The sequence below is a fragment of the Paractinoplanes bogorensis genome (genome assembly GCF_018829635.1).
GTDB classification, from domain to species: Bacteria; Actinomycetota; Actinomycetes; order Mycobacteriales; family Micromonosporaceae; genus Actinoplanes; species Actinoplanes bogorensis.
Genome location: NZ_JAHKKG010000004.1, coordinates 512,086 through 532,941, shown reverse-complemented (window position 1 = coordinate 532,941; position 20,856 = coordinate 512,086). Strand labels below are relative to the sequence as shown.

The 20,856-nt window shown below is 72.9% G+C and carries 13 protein-coding genes; 6 read left to right on the top strand and 7 right to left on the bottom strand.

The window, feature by feature from the left end; all coding sequences use genetic code 11:
* Positions 1 to 3: 3 nt before the first annotated feature.
* The 3 genes from KOI35_RS14270 to KOI35_RS14260 all read left to right on the top strand — a co-directional run bounded on the left by KOI35_RS14270 (position 4) and on the right by KOI35_RS14260 (position 2,644).
* Entirely contained in the window at positions 4 to 1,374 is a 1,371-nt protein-coding gene (locus KOI35_RS14270; RefSeq protein WP_215787470.1) for a serine hydrolase domain-containing protein, read from the top strand.
* A 47-nt stretch (positions 1,375 to 1,421) separates the two neighbouring features.
* Positions 1,422 to 2,138: a Clp protease N-terminal domain-containing protein gene (locus tag KOI35_RS14265; RefSeq protein WP_215787467.1), complete on the top strand. Its 717-nt coding sequence runs from the start codon at positions 1,422 to 1,424 to the stop codon at positions 2,136 to 2,138.
* Between the two features lie 62 nt (positions 2,139 to 2,200).
* Positions 2,201 to 2,644, top strand: a complete 444-nt coding sequence (locus tag KOI35_RS14260; RefSeq protein WP_215787464.1) for a hypothetical protein — start codon at positions 2,201 to 2,203, stop codon at positions 2,642 to 2,644.
* A gap of 58 nt (positions 2,645 to 2,702) precedes the next feature.
* Here KOI35_RS14260 and KOI35_RS14255 read toward each other — a convergent pair whose 3' ends face one another.
* From KOI35_RS14255 to KOI35_RS14245, 3 genes are all read right to left on the bottom strand, one after another.
* Positions 2,703 to 8,150 carry an ATP-binding protein gene (locus tag KOI35_RS14255; protein ID WP_215787462.1) on the bottom strand — a complete coding sequence of 1,816 codons (5,448 nt, stop codon included), beginning with the start codon at positions 8,148 to 8,150 and terminating at the stop codon, positions 2,703 to 2,705.
* Positions 8,151 to 8,265: 115 nt separating this feature from the next.
* Positions 8,266 to 11,277 carry an FtsX-like permease family protein gene (locus tag KOI35_RS14250; protein ID WP_215787461.1) on the bottom strand — a complete coding sequence of 1,004 codons (3,012 nt, stop codon included), beginning with the start codon at positions 11,275 to 11,277 and terminating at the stop codon, positions 8,266 to 8,268.
* Positions 11,274 to 14,216 carry an FtsX-like permease family protein gene (locus KOI35_RS14245; RefSeq protein ID WP_215787459.1) on the bottom strand — a complete coding sequence of 981 codons (2,943 nt, stop codon included), beginning with the start codon at positions 14,214 to 14,216 and terminating at the stop codon, positions 11,274 to 11,276. The genes KOI35_RS14250 and KOI35_RS14245 overlap by 4 nt, the downstream gene beginning before the upstream one ends.
* 88 nt (positions 14,217 to 14,304) lie before the next feature.
* Between KOI35_RS14245 and KOI35_RS14240 the strand changes: the two genes are divergently transcribed.
* On the top strand, positions 14,305 to 15,174 hold the full coding sequence (locus tag KOI35_RS14240) for a TIGR03560 family F420-dependent LLM class oxidoreductase (protein ID WP_215787457.1): 870 nt from the start codon (positions 14,305 to 14,307) through the stop codon (positions 15,172 to 15,174).
* Between the two features lie 142 nt (positions 15,175 to 15,316).
* On the opposite strand, the gene KOI35_RS14235 is transcribed toward KOI35_RS14240, so the two are convergent.
* Together KOI35_RS14235 and KOI35_RS14230 are read right to left on the bottom strand one after the other, a co-directional pair.
* Complete coding sequence (locus KOI35_RS14235; protein ID WP_215787455.1) at positions 15,317 to 16,105, bottom strand: hypothetical protein; 789 nt, start codon at positions 16,103 to 16,105, stop codon at positions 15,317 to 15,319.
* Entirely contained in the window at positions 16,105 to 17,124 is a 1,020-nt protein-coding gene (locus KOI35_RS14230) for a DUF6183 family protein (RefSeq protein ID WP_215787453.1), read from the bottom strand. The genes KOI35_RS14235 and KOI35_RS14230 overlap by 1 nt, the downstream gene beginning before the upstream one ends.
* 66 nt (positions 17,125 to 17,190) lie before the next feature.
* Between KOI35_RS14230 and KOI35_RS14225 the strand changes: the two genes are divergently transcribed.
* Positions 17,191 to 17,535, top strand: a complete 345-nt coding sequence (locus tag KOI35_RS14225; RefSeq protein WP_215787452.1) for a VOC family protein — start codon at positions 17,191 to 17,193, stop codon at positions 17,533 to 17,535.
* 6 nt (positions 17,536 to 17,541) lie between these two features.
* Here the strand turns inward: KOI35_RS14225 and KOI35_RS14220 are convergent, their stop codons facing one another.
* Together KOI35_RS14220 and KOI35_RS14215 are read right to left on the bottom strand one after the other, a co-directional pair.
* Positions 17,542 to 18,813: an NAD(P)/FAD-dependent oxidoreductase gene (locus KOI35_RS14220; RefSeq protein ID WP_215787998.1), complete on the bottom strand. Its 1,272-nt coding sequence runs from the start codon at positions 18,811 to 18,813 to the stop codon at positions 17,542 to 17,544.
* Positions 18,810 to 19,268 carry an Lrp/AsnC family transcriptional regulator gene (locus tag KOI35_RS14215; RefSeq protein WP_215787450.1) on the bottom strand — a complete coding sequence of 153 codons (459 nt, stop codon included), beginning with the start codon at positions 19,266 to 19,268 and terminating at the stop codon, positions 18,810 to 18,812. The genes KOI35_RS14220 and KOI35_RS14215 overlap by 4 nt, the downstream gene beginning before the upstream one ends.
* Positions 19,269 to 19,489: 221 nt before the next feature.
* Between KOI35_RS14215 and KOI35_RS14210 the strand changes: the two genes are divergently transcribed.
* A complete protein-coding gene (locus tag KOI35_RS14210; RefSeq protein ID WP_215787448.1) occupies positions 19,490 to 20,695 on the top strand; it encodes a saccharopine dehydrogenase family protein in 1,206 nt (401 codons plus the stop codon).
* Positions 20,696 to 20,856: the final 161 nt, after the last annotated feature.

Sequence of the window (20,856 nt, the reverse complement as noted above, 5' to 3'; positions counted from 1 at the left end):
GGCATGGCACTTCTCCCCGAGACCTCTCGCGCCCTGCGCCACCGCCTGGCCACCGCCCAGGTCGCCGCGCGGGCGCCCTCCGTCGTCGGCGCGGTGGTGCGCGACGGCCGTCCGGTCTGGCTCGAGGGCTGGGGCAGCGTCGACGGCGCGACCCCGGGCGCCGACGTGCAATACCGGATCGGCTCGATCACCAAGACGTTCGTGACGATCCTGGTGCTGCGGCTGCGCGACGAGGGCCGCATCGCCCTGGCCGACCGGCTCGACGACCACCTGCCCGGCACGACGGTCGGCGACGCCACGATCGGTGACCTGCTGGCGCACACGGCGGGCCTGACCGCCGAACCGCCCGGGCCGTGGTGGGAGAGGTCGCCCGGTTCGCTGCGTCCCGAGCTGGCCGACGTGCTGCCCGACGATCCGCGCGTGCACCAGCCGGGCCGGCGCTTCCACTACTCCAACCCCGGTTTCGCCGTGCTCGGCGCCCTGGTCGAACGGCTGCGCGACGCGCCGTGGTCCGAGGTGCTCGCGCGCGAGATCCTCGAGCCCCTGGGCATGACCCGCACCGGTCTGCAGCCGTCGCCGCCGCAGGCCACCGGCTGGGCCGTGCATCCGTGGGCCGACGTGCTGCTGCCCGAGCCGGCCCAGGCCTACGGTCCGATGGGCCCGGCGGGCGAGCTCTGGTCCTCGGCGGGCGACCTCGCGCGTTTCGCCACGTTCCTGCTCGACGGCGATTCACGGGTGCTGCGCACCGAGTCCCTGGAAGAGATGCGCTTCCCGTCCTCGGCTCCCGAGGCGTCGACCTGGCCGTCGTCCTACGGTCTGGGCAGCCAGCTGCTGCGCCGGGGCGAGCGGATGCTGAACGGGCACACCGGCTCGGTGCCCGGTTTCGTCGCCACGGTCTGGGTGAGCCCGGCCGACGGCCTGGGCGCGGTGCTGCTGGCCAACACGACGGCGGGCCTGCCGGTCGGCACCGTGGCGGCCGACCTGCTCGAGATCGTCGCCGACCGCGAGCCGCGCATCCCCGAGCCGTGGGCGCCGCTGGCCGAGGTCGACCAGTCGGTCCTCGAGCTGGCCGGCCCGTGGTACTGGGGTCCGGCCGCGTTCGTGCTGCGCCCGGCGGCCGACGGCCACGTCGAGCTGGGCCCGCTGAACGGCGGCGGCACCCGGGGCACCCGGCTGCGCCCAGCCGGCGACGGCACGTGGATCGGCCTGAGCGGCTACTTCACCGGCGAGCGCCTGCGCGAGGTCCGCGACGACAGCGGCACCGTCACCCACCTCGACATGGGCACGTTCGTCTTCACCCGGCAGCCCTACGACCCCGCATCCCCCGTCCCCGGCGGCGTCGACCCCACGGGCTGGCGCTCCGCAAAACCCTGACCACGGCTCGCGTCAACTTCGGGTTGACGATGCCATGCCGTCAACCTATGGTTGACGGCATGACGCAGACTACGCCGCCGGTTCGGTTGGACGACCTGATCTCGGCGATCACGCAGAACCATGACGACGCCCTCGACCGGCTCAGCGACGCGGTGCTGCTGGCCGACCGCATCGGCGAGATCGCGGACCACCTGATCGGCCACTTCGTCGATCAGGCCCGCCGGTCCGGGGCCTCCTGGACCGACATCGGCCGCAGCATGGGGGTGACCAAGCAGGCCGCGCAGAAGCGGTTCGTCGGCAAGCCGGACGCCGACCCGTCGCGGGGTTTCGACCGGTTCTCCCAGCCCGCCCGCAGCGCGATCGTCGGCAGCATGGGCGAGGCCAAGCGGGCCGGCCACGCCGAGATGACCCCGGCCCACCTGGTCCTCGGCCTGCTCGGCAACGAGGGAACGGCGACCGGGGCGTTGCGGGCGCAGGGCATCGACCTCGACCAGGCGCGCGAAGCCGTCGCCGCCACCCTGCCGGAGCCCGGCGACGCCGACCCGGTGCTGATCCCCTACGACGCACGGGCGAAGAAGGCGCTCGAACTGACCTTCCGCGCCGCCGTCCGCCTCGGCACCGAGAGCATCAGCACCGGCCACGTCCTGCTCGGCCTGCTGGAGGAGGAGAACGGCACCGGCGTGCTGGCCGGCCTCGGTGTCGACGCCGCGGCAGCCGAGACATTCGTGGTCGCGGCCCCCGACGAGCCGGCGCCGGGCCTTTAGCGTTTGTTAGGCGCGACCCCACACCCTGACCGGGACATCAGGGGACAAGGGTGGGGGACGACATGGGCAGCATCAAGGTGAAGCGGACGGCCGCGGCGTTGGCGGCGGTCGCCCTGGTGGGCTTCGCGGCCGCCTGCGGCGGGGGCGACGACACCACCAGCGCCGCCGAGCCGGGCACGGCGGCGGAAGCCACCGCCGCGGCCAAGGCACCGGGGAAAGGCAACGCGGAGATGCTCGCCGCGTGCGCCGACGTCCGCAAGATGTTCGCCGCGCTCGACGGCGGCGACCAGGCGACCGCCAAGAGCCTCATGACGAGCAGCTACGGCGCCTTCAAGAAGATCACCGACGCCAACGACGGCAAGGACCCACAACTGGCCAGCAACGCCGAGGCTATGTGGTCCATCCTCGACGAACTGCCGGTGGCCCCGATCCACGAGAGCATTCAGGCCGAGGTCTACGGGATCGACTGCGTGCGCCAGTACGGCGCGCCGGCCCTGCAGGGCTGACCGGCGAAGCCGCGCCGCCCTCAAGACGAGGACGGCGCGGTGCGAGGAAACGCGGGTGTCAGCGGCCCTGGCGGCGCAGGGCGTTGGTGATGGCCTCGATGATGCGCGGGCGCATCTCGGTGGCCTTGATGACGGCGTCGACCGAGCCGACCTCGACCGCCCGCTGGATGCTGTGGACACGGTCGAACTCGGTGGCCACCTCGCCCAGCTTCTCGGTGCGGACCGCGTTGCGCAGTTCGTCGAGCTCGGCCGCCAGGGCACCCCGGTCGCCACCCGAGGCCGCAGCCACGCGGGCCTCGGCCTCCTTGACCCGCGGGTCGGCCGCCGTCCGCCGGTTCACGTCGCCGGTGAAGACCACGGCCGCGGCCGGCGCGCCGCCCAGCACCGAGGCGAACGAGCCCTCGAGCGCGAGCACCGTCATGTTCGGGTTGAGCATCTTCGAGAAGACCACGAACGCGCCGCCGTGGTAGCGCGAGATCACCGTGAAGACGATCGGGCCGTCGAAGTTGACGATGGCCCGGCCGATCTCAGCGCCGTATTCCAGCTGGAGCTTGCGCATCGACTCGGGTGAGCCGTCGAAGCCGGACAGGTTGGCCAGCACGACCAGCGGCCGGTTGCCCGACGCCGCGTTGATCGCCCGGGCCGCCTTCTTGGACGAGCGCGGGAACAGGGTGCCCGCCGTGTAGGTGTCGGGGCCGTCGGTGGGCGGGAAGCCGCGCCGCGACACCGAACGCGACTCGATGCCGAGCAGGCAGACCGGGATGCCACCGAGGTGCACGTCCTGCACCACCGCGGTCTCGGCGTCGGCCATGCCGGCCCAGCGCTCGAGCACCGCGTGGTCCTGGTCGGCCAGCGCGCGCATCACCGTACGGATGTCGAACTGCTTCTTGCGGTCGGGGTTGGCCGCCGCCGAGAAGATCTCGCCCACGGTGGTGAAGTCGCTGCCGGCCGCGGAGTGCGGGAACGACGAGATGTCGCGGTCGATCGGGTCGACCGTCACGGCCCGGCGCGGCGAGACCTCGCCCGGCACGATGTAGGTGTGGTCGTAGTGCGACATCAGCACGTCGCGGGCGGCGGCCAGGTCGGGCGCCCAGTACTGCGCCTGACCGTTCGGGCCCATCACCCGGTCGTAGCCGCCGATGCCGAAGTTGTCTTCGGCCGAGACGCCGCCGGAGAAGTCGAGCGACTGCTTGCCGGTGAGCACCATCGCCGAGTCGGGCGTCATGACCAGGATGCCCTTGGTGTGCATGAGCATCGTGGCCTCGGCGTTCCAGTACGGCTGGGCGCCGACGTTGATGCCCGCCACCACGATGTTGATCTCGCCGCCGGCCTGGGTGAACTCGACGATCCGCTTGAGTGCGGCGGCCACCCAGTCCATGTTCTCGGTGCCGGACTCCATCGAGATGCGGGCACCGGCCGACAGGGCGTACCACTCCAGCGGCACGCCCATCTGCTCGGCCAGGTCGAGGCCGGCGATCACGCGCCGGCACTCGGGCTCGGACAGCGCGCCCAGCGCCTTGGTCGGGTCGCCGAGCAGCACGACCCGGGTGATGCCCTCGGGGTGGCGCTCGGTGACCGACGAGACCACACCGGCGACCAGGGCCGCACTGTTGCGTCCCTTGGGCCGGTCGACCGGGACGAGAGTGTGCGAATCGTCGAGGTCGTACTCGCGGAAGGAGCCGAGCAGCGCCGTCAACTCGTACGGGTAGACGGTGTTGCGGGCCGCCGCGCGCAGGACCTTGAGCCGGTAGTTGTCGAGCGGCTCGACCACCTCGTCGGAGGGCTCGCCGATGGTGAGCACCGGGGCGCCGGTCGCGTCGTTCGAGATGCGCACGGCGACCTTGGTCAGCTCGCCCGAGGCCGGGTCGCGGTAGCGGCCGATGAACAGGATCTCTTCCAGGCCGGCACCCGCGCTGGTCGGCAGGACTCGGCGGGCGATCATCTCCATCTCTTCGCGGGTGATGGAGATCGGCGGCCACACGTAGATGACGATCCGGTTGGTGCTGAACCGCTTGTCCGACGGGCGCTGGGCCTGGGCCCGGCGGATCGAGTCGAGGCAGGTGGCGATCGTGTCCTCGGCGGTCGGCAGCGAGACCAGACGGCCGTCGTGCTCGCGCAGCTCGGTCAGGTCGCGCACCTGGGCGAACGCCACCAGCCGGTCGTCGCCGGCGTTTTCCCGGGCGACGGCGCGGAACAGGTAGACCTCTTCGTCGGACGACGGCAGGCGGGTCAGGTCGAACTTGCGCAGCCGCTCGAGCTGCATGCGCTGGGCGATGTACGGGTGCAGGCCGCGGATCAGCCGTTCCTCGGCCATCCCGGCGCTGGACGGGCGGAACGTGAGGTGGTGGTGCATGACCGCGCCGCCGCGGCCGGCCACCGTGGTGGTGAGCCGGCGGACCTGGGCGGGCAGCGGGTGGGCGCCGACCACTTCGGACAGCGCGGCGGCCAGCTCGTCGGGGTCGGCCGGCTGGCCCTCCCACGACAGGTAGATGTCGGCGTCGATCGCGGCGTCGCCGGCCAGGGCGGCCAGCCCGTCGAGGGCCTCGCCGAGCCGGTCGAACCGGACGGCCGTCGAGACGATCCACGACCCGGCCCGCTCGGCCACCACGAACAGGCCCGACGTACGCAGGCCGGTGAGCCCCTTGTTGCCGTAGTAGCGGCGGGTCAGCACCTCGAGCATGACCGAGTTGTCGAGGTTGTCGCGGACCAGGCGCTGGCCGAGCAGCCGGACCAGCGGCTCGGTGCTGCGGACCATCTCGGCCACCCGGTCGGCGCGGTCGGCCGAGGCGGGCTCGAGGTCGAGGTGGCGCAGGTGCTTGCGGATGCCGGAGTAGACGCGGGCCCGGTTGCGCAGCAGCAGCGGCTGGCCGAACCACGAGAACACGACGCCGCGGGCCAGGTCGGCCAGGGCCGGGTAGCGCACCTGGGTGGCCGCGATCAGCCGCTCTAGGGCCAGACCGGCGGGCTCGCGCAGCGACTCGTCGGGCGGGGAGGACTGCAGCCAGGCCCGCAGCAGGGTGGCGATGACCGCGGCGTCGCCCGAGGCGCGCTGCTGGGCCAGGAAGATGCGGAAGACGGCGGCCTCGAGCTCGGGCGTGCGCTCCAGTTCCTTGACGCCGTAGTGGCCGAGCGCCTTGGACAGCCGGGCCTGGAACGACTCGGGCAGCCCGGCCCGCTCGACGTCGAGGCTCTGCAGGTAGGAGTGGAAGTATTCGCGGGCGCTGTGCACGTGGGTGTCGCCGGGGCCGTCGTCGCCGGCCGACCGGTTGCGGCCCAGGTCGGCCAGGTCGGCGAAGACCTCGATCAGCTCGACCTCACCGGCGAGGGGGCGGTGCGTCTCGCCGGACGCGGCGGCCAGATAGTCGGCCAGCACGCGGCGCTCGTCGAGCGGGTCGACGTCGAACCCGAGCAGCAGGCTGCGCAGGTCTTCCTGACCGCGGGCGACCTGCTGCCGGCCGGTCGGCGCGGCCGGCGCCTCGGGCAGGTCGATCTCGACCTCACCGGCGGCCGCCTCCTGCTCGGCCTCGGCGTCGCCGATCGGCTCGAGCCGCAGCAACGGGGCACCCGAGTCGACCTTGGCGCCGACGGTGACCGCGACCTCTTTGACCCGGGCCTTGAACGGCGCGCGGATCACGGCCTCCATCTTCATCGCCTCGAGCACGAGCACGGGCGCGCCCGCCTCGACCTCGGCCCCCGGCTCGAGCGGGGTGGCGATGACCAGGGCCGGCATCGGCGAGCGGAGCACGCCGCCCTCGTCGCGGCTGATCCGGTGGGTGACGCTGTCGACCTCGACCAGCAGGATCGCGCCGTGCGCGCCGGTCAGCACCCGGTGCCGCTCGCCGTTCACAGTGATGCGGCCGGTGTGCTCGTCGAAGCGCTCGAGCTCGACGTCGGCCGTGCGCAGCAGGTGACCGGCCTCGATGCTGACCCGGAACCGGCGGGCGCCGATCCGGGCGACCCGGACGCGGTAGGTGGCGCCGCGCAGCTTGAGGTCGAGCGGGGTGCCGCTCTCGTGCCGCACCTGGGGCCGGCCGCCGAACGCGGTGGAGAGCAGGCGCTGGCGCTCGGTCAGCTCCTCCTCCTCGTACGCCTCGATGGCGGCCGCGGCCAGCGCGACGGCGGAGTGCTTGTGCGAGACGAGCCGGCCCTGCTCGCGGACGCGGTCGATCCAGCCGGTGTCGGCCGAGCCGTCGATCACCTCGGGCTGGTCGAGCAGGTCGAGCACGAAGCTCTTGTTGGTCGCCCCGCCCTCGATGACCACGGTGGTGTCGGCCATGGCCCGGCGCAGGCGGCCCAGGGCCTCGTCCCGGTCCTTCCCGTACGCGATCACCTTGGCGATCATCGAGTCGAAGTCACCGGGGATCGTGTCGCCCTCGCTGACCCCCGTGTCGACCCGGATGCCGGGCCCGGCGGGCAGGTCGAGCCGGGCGATGCGGCCGGGCGACGGGGCGAAGTCGCGGTCGGGGTCCTCGGCGTTGAGCCGGGCCTCGATGGCGTGGCCGCGCTCAAGGGGCGGCTCGCCGGTCAGGCGCCCGCCCGAGGCCACGTGCAACTGGGCCTTGACCAGGTCGAACCCGGTGGTCGACTCGGTGATCGGGTGCTCGACCTGGAGGCGGGTGTTGACCTCGAGGAAGGCCAGCAGGTCGTCGCCCGGGTGGTAGAGGAACTCGACCGTGGCCGCGCCCCGGTAGCCGACCGCGACGGCGAGCCGCTCGGCCGACGTCTTGAGCTCGAGGACGCGCTCGGCCGGCAGCACCGGCGACGCCGACTCCTCGATGACCTTCTGGTTGCGGCGCTGCACCGAGCAGTCGCGCACGCCGAGCGCCCACGCCGTGCCCTGGCCGTCGGCGATGACCTGCACCTCGACGTGGCGGGCGCCGGTGACCAGGCGCTCGAGGAAGACGATGCCGCTGCCGAAGGCGCGGGCGGCCTCCTGGCTGGTGCGCTCGTAGGCGTCGGCCAGCGAGTCGGGGTCGCGCACGACCCGGATGCCGCGGCCGCCACCGCCGGCGGTCGCCTTGAGCATCAGCGGGTAGCCGATGTGCTCGGCCGCGGCCAGGGCGGCCTCGAGGGTCTCGACCGGCCCGCGGCTCCACGGCGCGACCGGGACGCCGACCTCTTCGGCGATCAGCTTGGCGCCGATCTTGTCGCCGAGCTTGCGCATCGCCTCGGGGCTGGGCCCGATGAACGTGATGCCGATCCGCTCGCACAGTTCGGCGAACGCCGGATCTTCGGCCACGAAGCCCCAGCCGACCCAGGCCGCGTCGGCGCCGCTGTCGATCAGCGCCCGCTCGAGGGTCTTGAGGTCGAGATAGGGCCGGGACGCGGCCGGGCCCAGGTCGTACGCGATGTCGGCCTCGCGCACGAACGTCGAGCCCCGGTCGACGTCGGTGAACAAGGCCACCGTCTCGATCGGGGTCGCGGTCTGCGCGGCCAGCTCACGAACGGCATGGATGAGCCGCATCGCGGCCTCACCACGGTTGACGATGGCAATTCGACTGAACACCGGAAAGCGCCCCTACCTCACCTGAAATGCTTCGTCAGCACCCTACAGGGGCCCTGTCGCGGGAGATACGGGCTTCGGTGCCGGGTAACCCCTGACTTGAGTAGGGGTATCCTGCTCAGCGGATCCGGCCCAGGGTACGGCGCCCGGTCAGCACCGCCACCCCGGCCAGCACGAGCAGGGTGCCCAGCGCGGTCAGCAGCACGCTGACCACGCGTGGCCAGCCGGCCAGCGGCAGTTCGGGCGGCTCGAGGCCGGCCAGCGGCAGCGCCCAGCCGGTCAGCCACCAGCCCAGCAACGCCACGCCCAGACCGGCGACCAGCGCGACCACCACCATCACAGGATAGGTCCACAGGGTCGCCTGACGCAGCGCGGCCCGGGTCAGGCCCTGGCCGCGCAGGGCCGACAGATCCTCGACGCGGCGGTCCCGGTCGACCGCGGCGGCCAGGATCAGCGCCCCGGCGGCCAGGGCGGCGGCCAGCCCGGCGACGATCACGTAGAACCACAGCGCGACCGCCGGGCCCTCGGCGTCGAGCCGCTCGCGCACCTCGCCGGCCCGCACGTCGCCGATCACCGTCAGCCCGTGCGCGGTCAACTGGGCGACGATGTCGGCGGGTGCCTCCGAGGTCAGCCAGACCATGCCGTTGGTGCTGGTCGCGCCGTCGGTCGCCACCCGGTCGGCGTAGCTCAGGTCGGTCAGCACCGCGGGCGATCCGCCACCGGGCACGGCCGCCACGGCCAGCTTCACCGACACCGCCTTTGCCCGGGCGTCGAAGCCCTCGACGGCGGAGAGCGTGCCGATGCCGGCCACCGCCACCGGCAGCGGCCAGGGCGTGGCCACGGGCAGGACGAACATGCCCGCGGGCAGCCCGTTCAGCGACGTCACCTCGATGTGCAGCCCGTCCGGCGAGCCCTCCGGGGCGATCCCGCCGCCCTCGGTGGCCCGCCAGCGGGACGGGTCGGTGAGCACCGCGGCCGGGACGCCGTCGAGCCGGTGGACGGTGATCTGCCCGGCCACGTCGAGCGAGCCCTCGCCGCCGGCGATCCGCAGCGAGTTGAGCGTGCACCCGCGGGCGCACGCGGCCACCTTCGTCCCGTACGCACCCCGGCCGTTCCGCAGCACGCCGAGCGGGACGATCTCGTCGTTGCCGCCGTCGCGGGGCGACAGGATCGCCGTCATCGTGACCGCCTTGCCCGGCTGGAAGCCGCGGGCGGTGATGTCGAACGACACGTCGGTGCCGGTGATGCCGACCGGCGGCGCGACCCGGGGATCGAGCAGCGCCGCGGCCACCTCGGAGGCGCTCGGCCCGGTGGCCGGCCAGGCCGCGACCCGGGCCAGCCGGGACAGATCGGCCGCGACCACGACCGGTCCGGCCGGATCCTTCGGAAGCCGCATGGCCGCCATGGCGAACGATCCGGACTCATCGACCGCTCGCACCGCCGCGAGCAGGTTCTGCCGGCTGGTCGGCCCGAGCTGGATCACCCGGGTCGCGCCGGTGCCGAGGACCGCCTCGTCGGACCGGCCGTGCGCGGCCACGTCGACCGCCGCGGCGGCGTACCCGACCACCGCCACCGCCGCGGTGAGCAGCGCGAACAGGCGGACCGCACCGGGCCGGCGGGAAAGCTGGAAGGCGGCCAGCGCGATCCCGGCCCGGCCCCGGCGCAGCGCCCACCGGCCGAGGACGGTGGCCAGCGGCACCAGCAGCCGGGCGGCCACCAGCGAGCCCGCCACCAGCACGAGCGCGGCCGCCGCGGTGCCGACGCCGCGCAGCCCGGCCCGCAGCTGCACGACCGCGACCACGGCCAGGATCACCACCACGACCTCGACGGCGATGGCCCGCGCGCTGTTCGGCACGGCCGGGGCCCGGCGCAGCAGCTCGGCCACCGGGGTGGCGATCTGCCGCCGCTCGGCCATCAGGGCGGTGAGGACGGCGGCGAACGCGGCCACCGGCGCCCAGCGCAGCGAGTCGAGCCCGGGATCGGCCCCGACCCCGGGGAACCGCCAGGCGCTGAACGCGTTGACCAGCAGCTGCCCGGCCACGCAGCCGGCCACCGCGCCGATCAGGATGGCGACCACGTTCTCGCCGGTGGCCAGCCACCACCGCTGCCCCCAGCGGGCGCCGCGCAGCGCGACCACGGCGAGCTCCGGGCGCCGGCCCTCGGTGCCGTAGCCGACCGCCAGGAAGATCGTCAGACAGGCCAGCAGCACCAGGGCGAGGGCGAGCACCGGCACCAGGCGGTGCCCGGCGGCGCGGCCCGAGTCGATCCGCGTGAGCAGGTCGGGCAGGCCGCTGCGCAGGTCGACCCCGCCGCCGAGCAGGGTCACCCCGGACTCCACGGCGGCCAGACCGGTGCGTACGGCGGGAAGGTTGTCGACCGACAGGGTCCCCGGCCGCGGCGAAGCGTCGAGACCGGTTTCCACCGCGCCCCGGTCCGTCGCCTTCACGGTGGCGTTGGTGACGAAGACGGGCCGGCCGGCGCCCGGCGGCAACCCGGCCGGCGGGTCGAAGTAGGCGTGCCGGCCCCAGAAGACGTCCCCCGGGGACGGGACCTGGTAGAGGCCGGCGACCAGGAAGCGCCGCGCCCGGCCGTTCTCGATGTAGTGCGGCGGCTCTCCCTGCGGGGCGACGTGCAGGGCGAACGTCATCTCGATGGAGTCGCCCGGCCGCAGTTTCAGCCGGCGTCCGGTCTCCTCGGGCAGGACGACGTCGGCCTCGCCGACCAGGCAGCGGCCCGCGGTCATGACCAGGTGGTCGCACACGTTCTGGCGATAGACCGTCTTGGTGGCGTACGCATCGGTCGGCTCGATACCCATGCTGAAGTACTCGACCGAGTAGACGTAGTCGAAGCCCGGCATGCCGAGCAGCGCCGCGCCGTCGCGCTCGAGGTTGGGCCCGACCGGATCGGATCCGGCCGGGACCTTGCGCTGGTCGTTCTGGAACGCCCGCACCGACAGGGACAGGTCGTCGGGCGCGGCCGTCGCGACCTGCCCGGCCGCGATGGCGCGGTCGGCCGCGCGCAGGTAGGCCGGGGCGGCCACCGCGGCGGTCACCCCGAACAGGGCCAGCAACGCCAGGACGAGGGCCTGGCCGCGGCGGGCCCAGACCATGGCGAGCACGAGGGCGATCACGACAGCTCCCCGCTCAGCCGGCGGACCGAGAGCCAGGCGGTCGCACCGAGCACGATCAGGCCGGCCACCCCGGCCACGGTCAGGGCGACCGGGCCGAGCACACCCGGTGGCGGGATCACCCGCCAGCCGTCCGCGAACGGCGGTGCGGTCAGGTCCGAGACCGGGCGGGCGACCAGCGCGGCGACCAGCCCGCCGAGGAGCCCGGCCAGGGCCACCGACCCGGCCCCGGCGTACGCCGTGGCCAGCGCGACCCGGCGGGACAGGCCCTGCGCCCGCAACGCCCGCAGGTGCTCGAGCTGCGGCTCCCGGTCGACGGCGGCCGCCACCCCGAGCAGGGCAGCCGCGATCAGCACGGACAGCGCCGCCCCGAACAGGCCGAACGGCATGGTGACGACCGAGGCGTCGGCGGCCAGGTCCTCGGCCCGGGCGGCGGCGGTGCGGTCGGACAGCACCGGCAGGCCGATGGCGTCCACGACCGAGGCCGGGGCGTCCGCGGTCAGCCACACCTGGAGCAGGCCGCCCTGGTCGCTGTCGCCGGCCACCCGCCGGGCCGCGTCGAGGTCGGTGAGCATGCCGGGGCCGGCGAGCACCGGCAGCACGTGGGCGGCGGCGACGATCCGTACGGGCGCGGCCGGGTCGCCGAACCGGCCCACCGCCGCGTCGTCGAAGGCCCACGGGCTCGGCGCCGGCCCGGCCAGCACGATCGGCTGCGGCAACGGCGAGTCGACGACCACCGCCTTGATCGAACCACCGGTGATCGTGGTCATGGTGAGCCCGCCCCCGGTGGTCGACAGCTCGGCCGCCGCGCTGCCGAACTCGCCGTGCCAGAGCTTGACGTCGGAGAGCTGGGCGCCGGTCAGCACGGTCGCGGCCGGGCCCTGCTGGGTCAGCGAGCGGATGGTGACCGAGCCGTCGTCCGAGCCCTCGGGCGTGAACAGCTCCCAGCCGACCAGCCGGCAGCCGGGCGCGACCGAGCATTTCGGCAGCGCCGCCGACACGGTGCTCGCGCCGGGCCGGATGCCTTTGAACTCGACCCGCACGCTCTCGCCGGTCCCCTCGTGCTGCAGGGTGGCGCCGAGCAGGGTGGCTGTGGTGCGCCGGCTGGTCACCGCCACGGTCAGCCGGGTGCCGGTGACCAGCGGGAGCACCGCCGGGCGGGGCACCGCGGTCAGCGCGCCGGCCGGGCCGTACTCGGGACGCCAGGTGGCGACGGCGGCGAGGCGGGCACTGTCCGCGGCCAGGATCGCCGGGTTGGACGAGGTGTCCAGGACGACCGCCATCGCGTACCGGCCGGCCGGGTCGGCCCGGCGCACCGCGTGCAGCAGCTCGGTGCGGGTGGCGGCGGTGACCGTGAGCACCCGCGGGGCGCCCAGCTCGACGTCGGCCCGGACGGTCTGCTCGGCCCGGGCCGCCGAGTAGGTGCCGAACGTCAGCGCGGTCAACGCGACGGCCACCACGACCAGGGCGAACACCCGGTCGGTGCCGGGCTGGCGGGAGACCCGGACGGAGGTCAGCCCGAGCCGGATCCGGCCCGCCCGCAGCGCCACCGCGCCGACCCGGTCGGCCGCCCGGCGCAGCAGCCGGGCCAGCAGCAGCCCGACCGACAGCGCGACCAGTCCGGGCGCGACCACGCCGAGCCCGCTGCCGTTCCCGCGGGCCTGATAGACGGCGCCGGCGGCCAGCGCGACCAGGGCCAGGTCGACCACGGCGGACCGCCAGTCGCCCCGCGCCGACGGCACCCGCCGCAGCAGCGTCGCCACCGGGGCCCGCTGCTGCAACGCGTCGACGGCCAGCAGCACGAGGAGGGCGATGCCGAGCACCACGACGACCAGGCCGAGCGAGAGCAGCAGGGCGGCCCACAGCTCGACGGTCACCGGAAGCCCGCCGGCCAGCGGCCAGGCCAGCAGGAAACCCGCCACCCAGCCCACGAGCCCACCGCCGGTCAGCGGCACCACGTGCTGGCTCAGGGCCAGCCGCAGGATTCCGCGCGCCGTGCTGCCGCGCAGCTTGAGCAGGCCGGCGTCGGCCCGGCGCTCGCGACCGGTGTAGCGGCCGGCCAGCGCGATCGCGAACCAGGCGAGGACGGCCAGCTGGCCCAGGGCGATGCCGATACCCCGGGCCACGGCGATACGTTCTTCCCGTACGCGGTCGACGAGCTTGCCGGTCGGGGCGGAGAACTCGAGCTGCGCCGCCGCGAACCGCGGGCCCGCCTCGTTGACCAGCCCGTTCAGGTCGTACGCGCCGTCGCCGCGCAACAGGGGCACCGGCACGTCGAGATCCCACGCGTAGATCGGGCGGTTGAGCAGCGGGTTGCGGAACGTGTCGAGCGAGGTGAAGAACGGGTCGAGCGAGCCCTGGGACCGGAACAGCTTGTCGCTCCAGTACGTGCCACCGGGATCGACGAGCTGGTAGACGCCGGTCACCCGGAACGTCAGCGGATCGGCCGAGGTCGACGACCGTACGGAGAAACTGTCCCCGGTCTTGAACTTGAGCCGCGCGGCCGTGTCGGCACTGATCACCGCGTCACCGGCGGCCGACGGGCAGGCACCGGTGACCTTCACGTGGTCGCAGAACCCGTCGCGGTAGGCGATCGGCAGCCCGGTCGCGGCCGACCCCCGGCCCGGGTAGTAGTACGTCGCACCGTGGGCCACGCCCAGCACCGGCGTCCCCGAGGGCACCGCCAGCAGCCCCTGCACGGTCGCGGCGAACCGGTCGAGCGACCCGCGCGGATCGCTGGTGGCCTCCCCCACCGTCCGGGCCAGGATGACGCGCTCCTCGACCGGCGCCCGCAGCACCTCGGCCCCGGCGCTGCGCGACGACACGGTCAGGCCGTACCAGCCCGCGGCACTCGCCCCGGTCGCCAGCAGCGCGGCCAGCAACCCCAGCAGCAGCGCCGGCCCGGACCGCCGCCGGACGGCGTCGAGCGCGATGTAGTACATGAGTTCCCGCTTCCCCCGTGACGCGTGGATCTCACGACACTCTTGTCCCACCGGCGGTGTTTGCCAAGCATCGATTAGGTTGAGGATCATGAGTGTGCGCTTCGGAGTGTTCGTCCCGCAGGGCTGGAAGATGGACCTGGCCGAGATCGCCGACCCGGTCGAGCAGTACGAGGCGATGACCCAGGTGGCCCGGGTCGCCGACGCCGGCCCGTGGGACGCGATCTGGCTGTACGACCACTTCCACACCGTTCCCGAACCGACCCTGAACTCGGTCTTCGAGTGCTGGACGGCCACCTCGACGCTGGCCCGCGACACCAGCCGGGTGCGGATCGGCCAGATGGTCGGCTGCAACGGCTACCGCCAGCCCTCCCTGTACGCCAAGATCGCGTCGACGGTCGACGTGGCGTCCCACGGGCGGCTGATCGCCGGGCTCGGCGCGGGCTGGTACGAGCACGAGTGGAAGGCGTACGGCTACGAGTGGAAGGACGTGCCGGAGCGGATGGCCGAGTTCCGCGAGGCCGTCGAGATCGTGCACAAGATGTGGACCGAGGACCGGCCGGTCTTCCAGGGCAGGCACTTCTCGATCGACGAGCCGATCAACCAGCCGCGGCGCAAGCCCGAGTTCTGGCTCGGCGGTGGCGGCGAGAAGGTGACGCTGAAGCTGGTCGCCAAGTACGCCGACGGCTGCAACATCGGCGGCGGCAACCCGGACACGATCCGGCACAAGCTGTCCGTGCTGCGCGAGCACTGCGACCGGCTGGGCCGCGACTTCGGCGCGATCACCAAGTCGACCACGGTCGAGCTCGACCTGGCCGAGTCCACCGCCGACACCATCGGCCGGGTCGAGCGCCTGGTCGAGGCGGGCGCCGACTACGTGCTGTTCTACGTGCCGCGGGTCGCCTACGACCACACCCCGATGCAGCGCCTGGCCGCCGACCTGGTGCCGCAGTTCCGCTGAGGCCAGGCCGGCGCCGCAACTGCCGGTGCCTTCGACACGGACCAGGTCGGCTGGGCCGGGTTGACAAGCAGCGCCCGGCGGTGAGCCGGGCGCTGGTCAGCAGTGGTGTTGCCGCTGTGAACGATTCGCTGGGCGGGTGGCGTCAGCTCAGGTTCAGCCGTGCCCGTAGCGCCTCGGGGATCGTCGCCAAGTCGCGCTTGAGGTGTGGGCGGCTCTTCCAGTGCCGCAGGTGGCGGATCGCCCCGGCCGCGATCGCGTCGTCGTCCGGGTGGGTCAGCAGGGTCTCGACGATGCGGGCGATCGGCGTCTCGGCCAGCAGCGGCGCGGGGGCCGCCTCGTGGACCGGGTAGCCGCTCAGCCGGCCCGTACCGGCGCCGTACCAGGCCAGCAGCACGCCGGTTCGCTCGAGCGGGCCGGGGAACGCCGCGGTGAGACGCTCACGCAACCGGTCGTAGAGGTCAGGCGGGATCACGCCGTTGGTGTGGCTGGCGTTCGCGGCCACCTCGGCCAGATCGCGCACGACGGGCGGCGCGGCGGCGATCCAGCTCTGCTCGACCCGCTGGGCCTCCGAACGCTCGTGCCGGCGTCGCTCCTCCTGGGCGAGCGGCTCCGGGAGCCCCTGATCAGCCAGCCAGTGCAGTACCGCCCGGCCGTCGCGCAAGCGGGCGTCTCCGTCTTCCCAGCCGGACCAGCGCAGCGTCACGGCATGGTGGAAGCCGACCACGGCGAGGCTCCGGTCGTCGGCGTCGAGGAAGTCGAAACCGAGATCGCCGTGGCACGCGCAGTAGGCGCCGGTCGAGCCGGTGGTCGTGAGGGCCGCGCGCAGCCGCCCGATCGCGGCGGCGTCGGTCACCTCCAGCACCAGGGGGCCGGACGGGCCGCGATCGGTCACGCGCACCCGGACGGCCGGGCGCAGCACCTCGTCCAGCATCAGTCGGTGTCCGTCGCGGCCAGGACGGCCAGCCGGCGTCGGCCGGGTGACACCGCGGCCAGGCCGATGTCCCACGCGACCTGCTCGAACCAGTCGGAGGCGCCGGCGAACCAGAACCATTCGCATCCGCCGGCGAGAGCCTCGATCGAGGTCACGTCGTCGTCCGCACCGGCCAGCGCACCCAGGGACTGCCAGGCGAGCAGCCGCCCGTACGCCCCGAACTGCGCCCCGCCGTAGGCACCGCCGGCCGACGCCGCCATGAACAGCTGGGTCCACGCATCGGCCGCCGAGGTCAGACCCCAACCCGACCCCGTTTCCCGTACGGACTTCAGCCCCACACCCGCAAGGGCGGCGCCGACCGCCTCGGCCGTCAGGTCGTCGTCGAACGCGAACGTCCGCGCCTCGATCCGGCCGTTCGAGTGCTCGGCCCAGTTCCGGACAGCCGCGTCGATGCGCGACCCCGTTGTCGTCTCGTGCCAGCCGGGCAGCGCGGCGGTCCCGGCCATCGGCCGCACACTCGCCGACGGCAATGCACCGCTCATGCCGTTGATGCCGTACCGCGGCAGGCGAGGTTGTCCCTCGATCGGCCGCAGCGTCGACGGCAACCAGTCCAGCGGGTGCGAGCCGTCCACCGGCCATACCGGCTGTCCACGCAGCACCAGCTCCTGCCGCAGGCACGCCCACAGTTCGGGCATGTCGTCGAACGCCTGGAGGGAAGCGGCGGAATGCGCGGACGCGAGCAGAGACGCCACGTACCGGGCCTGGCGTCGGTCGATGGTGACCGAGAGGAGGCGTACGGCGGGATCGATCGGACCGGGCGTGAGGGTGAGCAGCCGGAGCACGCGGTCGAAGACGCTGCGGTACTGCCACGGCGGCGACGGGTCGCTGCCGTGCACATGCCACAAGGCCAGGCCCAGGTCGGCCACGAAGTCGGCGTCGCCCTGGTCGGCCACGGCCCAGACGCCGGTGACGTCGTCGAGCCGCGCGATGCCGGCGGCGATGGTCTCCGGGTCATCCACGCGAGGAACTCTAGGCGAGCAGCGATGAGTTGGAGGGCCGGGTGCGGTCTGAGAGACATGTCTACGGTGCAATCAATCCTCAGTACGCCGCGGTTCGACCGGATGCTCGCCTTCTATGCGGGGGTGTTCGGGGCGGTCGAGACGATGCGCTTCCCCGAGGAGGGCGACGTCTTCTATGTCGGGCTGCGGATCGGCGACTCGGAACTCGGGCTGGTCAACGAGCCGGACGCCGGGCACGAGGCGTCGGCCCGCTACGCGCTCAGCATCGAGGTCGACGACGTCGACGCGCTTCTCGGGCCGGTCGAGGCGCTCGGCGGGAAGCTGCTCGGCGCGCCCAACGACATGCCGTGGGGGCAGCGGGTCGCGCACGTCCACGACCCCGACGGCAATCTGGTCAACCTGACCAGGTGAGCGGGCTCAGCGGGCGGGCGCGGGGTGCTTCTCGAGGGCGTCCCGCAGCGTGGTCGCGCGCAGGGCGGCGTTGATGCCCAGCCAGCGGATCGGCTCGGGCTCCCAGCGCCGCGAGCGGTGGTTGACCCAGGGCAGCGTGGTGCGCTCGGTGGTCTCGCCGGCGATCAGGTCGGCCAGCGTGCGGCCGGCCAGGTTGGCCGCGGCCACACCGTCGCCCACGTAACCACCGGCCCAGGCGACGCCGTCGCGCAGGCCGACGCTGGGCATCCAGTCCCGCGGGATGCCCAGCGGGCCGCCCCACCGGTACGCGATCCGCGGGCGGATGCGGAACATGTCGGTCAGCGTCTGGGCCAGGCTGTCGAAGACCGCGGGGACCTGGTCGTACGACGGTTCGACGCGTGACCCGAAGTGGTAGGGCGCGCCGCGTCCGCCGAAGGCCAGCCGGTCGTCGGCCGTGCGCTGGCCATAGATGATCATGTGGCGCTCGTCGGTGAACGTCTCGCGGCGGGCCAGGCCGATGCGCTCCCAGTCCGACTCGGGCAGCGGTTCGGTGGCGATCATCAGCGAGTAGACCGGAGCCAGCGCGCGCCGGTGCCCCTCGAGCTGCGACGTGTACCCCTCGAGCGCGCGCACCACCGTCCCGGCCGTGACCGTGCCGTGGGAAGTGGTGACCGAGCCGCGCGCAATGGACAAGACCCGCGTGCCCTCATAGATGTCGGCATGTCGCGAAACAACGTCCGCCAGCCCACGTACCAGGCGCGCCGGGTGCAGAGCCGCGCAGTCGGGGCTGTAGACGCCGCCGAGCACGTCGGTCGCGTTGCACATTGCCGCGGCTTCGTCCTGCGGGAGGAAGCCGGCCGACTTGCGCGCGCGCCGCAACTGCGCGGGCGACCGCGCGAGCGAGATGGTCCCGCCCTTGGCGTAGTGGCAGTCGATCCCCTCAGCAGCGGACGCCCGGCCCACCTCATCCACCGCGCCGGCCAGTGCAGCATGCATTGCGGTGGCCTGGGCGGCGCCGTACCGCCGGGCGAGTTTGGCGTGGCCGACCGGGAACAGGCCCGAGGCCCATCCGCCGTTACGGCCCGAGGCCCCGAATCCGCAGTAGGAAGCCTCGAGTACGCAGATCGACAGGTGCGGCGCGACCTGCGACAGGTAGTAGGCCGTCCACAGTCCGGTGTAGCCGCCCCCGACGATCACCACGTCGTAGGACCGGTCGCCGGGCAGCGGGGGCCGCGGCGTGACCGGGTCGAGGGTGCTCAGCCAGAAGGACGGGATCATCGGGTTCCCCACGCGTACGTCTGTTTGGCCAGCTTGAGATACATGAACGTCTCGCACGCGAGTACGCCCTTGATCGAGCGGACCTTCTCGTTGAGCAGGTCGAGCAGGTGCTCGTCGTCGGTGCAGACCAGCTCGACCAGCAGATCGAAGCCGCCGGCGCAGATCACCACGTAGTCGACCTCGGGGATGGTGGCGATCTCGTCGGCGATGGCGCGCAGGTCGCCGTTCACCTTGAGACCGACCATGGCCTGCCGCGCGAACCCGAGGGTCAGCGGGTCGGTCACCGCCACGATCTGCATCAGGCCGCCGTCGAGCAGGCGCTGCACCCGCTGGCGTACGGCCGCCTCGGAGAGCCCGATCGTCTTGGCCAGCGTCGCGTAGGACATCCGCCCGTCGCGCTGCAGGTGCTCGATGATCTGCTTGTTGATGTCGTCCAGTGCCACGTCCGCCGTCACGCCGCGATTCTTCCCGGCCGACCGGTGCACGGCAATCGAATCACTCGTCCGGTTTGCGGTTATCAATGGAATCCGTTTCTGGATGAGACGACGGCGGGACCAGTCGTCCTGCGTTTATCGCAGAGTTGATCGCTCTTGACAAGCATTTCCGTGGCGTCAAGGCTCTTGGGGCACGGTTTCAGTGATCTCACGACCGAAATTCCCGAAAGGTACGGTCTCTCATGCGCATCCTTGCCGTCGGAGCGGGCGGTGTCGGATCCGCTGCCGCGTCGATCGCGGCCCGCCGCGACTTCTTCGAGCTGTTCGTCGTGGCCGACTACGACCTCGGCCGGGCCACCAGAGCCGCGAGCAACACGGAAGACCCGCGGTTCGTCGCTGCCAAGATCGACGCCACCGACCAGGACGCGGTAGCCGAGCTCTGCCGCGAGCACGGAATCACCCACGTGTTCAACGCCGTCGACCCGCGCTTCGTCATGCCCGTCTTCGAGGGGGCCGCGGCGGCCGGCGCTCACTACCTCGACATGGCGATGTCCTTGTCGAAACCCCACCCCGTTTCCCCGTACGAGGAAACCGGTGTGAAGTTGGGTGACGAGCAGTTCGCCGTGGCGGAATCGTGGGAGTCGGACGGCCGGCTCGCGCTCGTCGGCATCGGCGTGGAGCCCGGGCTCTCCGACATCTTCGCCCGATATGCGGCCGACCATCTGTTCGGCGAGATCGACGAGATCGGCGTACGGGACGGGTCGAATCTGGTCGTCGAGGGTTTCGATTTCGCGCCGTCGTTCTCGGTGTGGACGACCATCGAGGAGTGCCTGAACCCGCCGGTGATCTGGGAGAAGGGCCGCGGCTGGTACACCACCGAGCCGTTCGCCGAGCCCGAGGTGTTCGACTTCCCGGGCGGCATCGGCCCGGTCGAGTGCGTGCACGTCGAGCACGAGGAGGTGCTGCTGATCCCGCGCTGGGTCGAGGCCCGCAAGGTGACCTTCAAGTACGGGCTGGGCACCGAGTTCATCGACGTGCTGAAGACGCTGCGCAAACTGGGCCTGGACAAGACCGAGCCGGTCCGCGTGAAGGGTGTCGAGGTCTCCCCGCGTGACGTGGTGGCGGCCGCGCTGCCCGACCCGGCCACGCTGGGTGACCGGATGACCGGCAAGACCTGCGCCGGTACGTGGGTGACCGGCACCGGCAAGGACGGCAACCCGCGCGAGGTCTACCTGTACCACCTGGTCGACAACGAGTGGTCGATGCGCGAGTACGGAGCCCAGGCCGTCGTCTGGCAGACCGCCGTGAACCCGATCGTGGCCCTCGAGCTGCTGGCCGCGGGCACCTGGTCCGGCGCCGGCGTCCTCGGCCCGGAGGCGTTCGACCCGGTCCCGTTCCTCGACAAGCTCGTCGAGTACGGCTCCCCGTGGGAGCTCCAGGAGCGCTGACCGCTCAGAGTTCCGCCCCCGGGGTTATGCGCTTGGGGACTGTGACGACCGGCAATCGCCGCCGGTGAGGAGGCACTCGATTTTCCGACGGCAGCGGGGTTTGCTGACGGCGGGAAATCGCGTGCCTCCTCACCGGTTACAAGGCGATTGCCACGCGGAGC

Bases quoted from the DNA above. Each gene is read 5' to 3' on its own strand.
- KOI35_RS14270 (WP_215787470.1), top strand. From the start codon at position 4: ATGGCACTTCTCCCCGAGACCTCTCGCGCCCTGCGCCACCGCCTGGCC.
- KOI35_RS14265 (WP_215787467.1), top strand. From the start codon at position 1,422: ATGGTTGACGGCATGACGCAGACTACGCCGCCGGTTCGGTTGGACGAC.
- KOI35_RS14260 (WP_215787464.1), top strand. From the start codon at position 2,201: ATGGGCAGCATCAAGGTGAAGCGGACGGCCGCGGCGTTGGCGGCGGTC.
- KOI35_RS14245 (WP_215787459.1), bottom strand. From the start codon at position 14,216: ATGTACTACATCGCGCTCGACGCCGTCCGGCGGCGGTCCGGGCCGGCG.
- KOI35_RS14240 (WP_215787457.1), top strand. From the start codon at position 14,305: ATGAGTGTGCGCTTCGGAGTGTTCGTCCCGCAGGGCTGGAAGATGGAC.
- KOI35_RS14235 (WP_215787455.1), bottom strand. From the start codon at position 16,105: ATGCTGGACGAGGTGCTGCGCCCGGCCGTCCGGGTGCGCGTGACCGAT.
- KOI35_RS14220 (WP_215787998.1), bottom strand. From the start codon at position 18,813: ATGATCCCGTCCTTCTGGCTGAGCACCCTCGACCCGGTCACGCCGCGG.
- KOI35_RS14210 (WP_215787448.1), top strand. From the start codon at position 19,490: ATGCGCATCCTTGCCGTCGGAGCGGGCGGTGTCGGATCCGCTGCCGCG.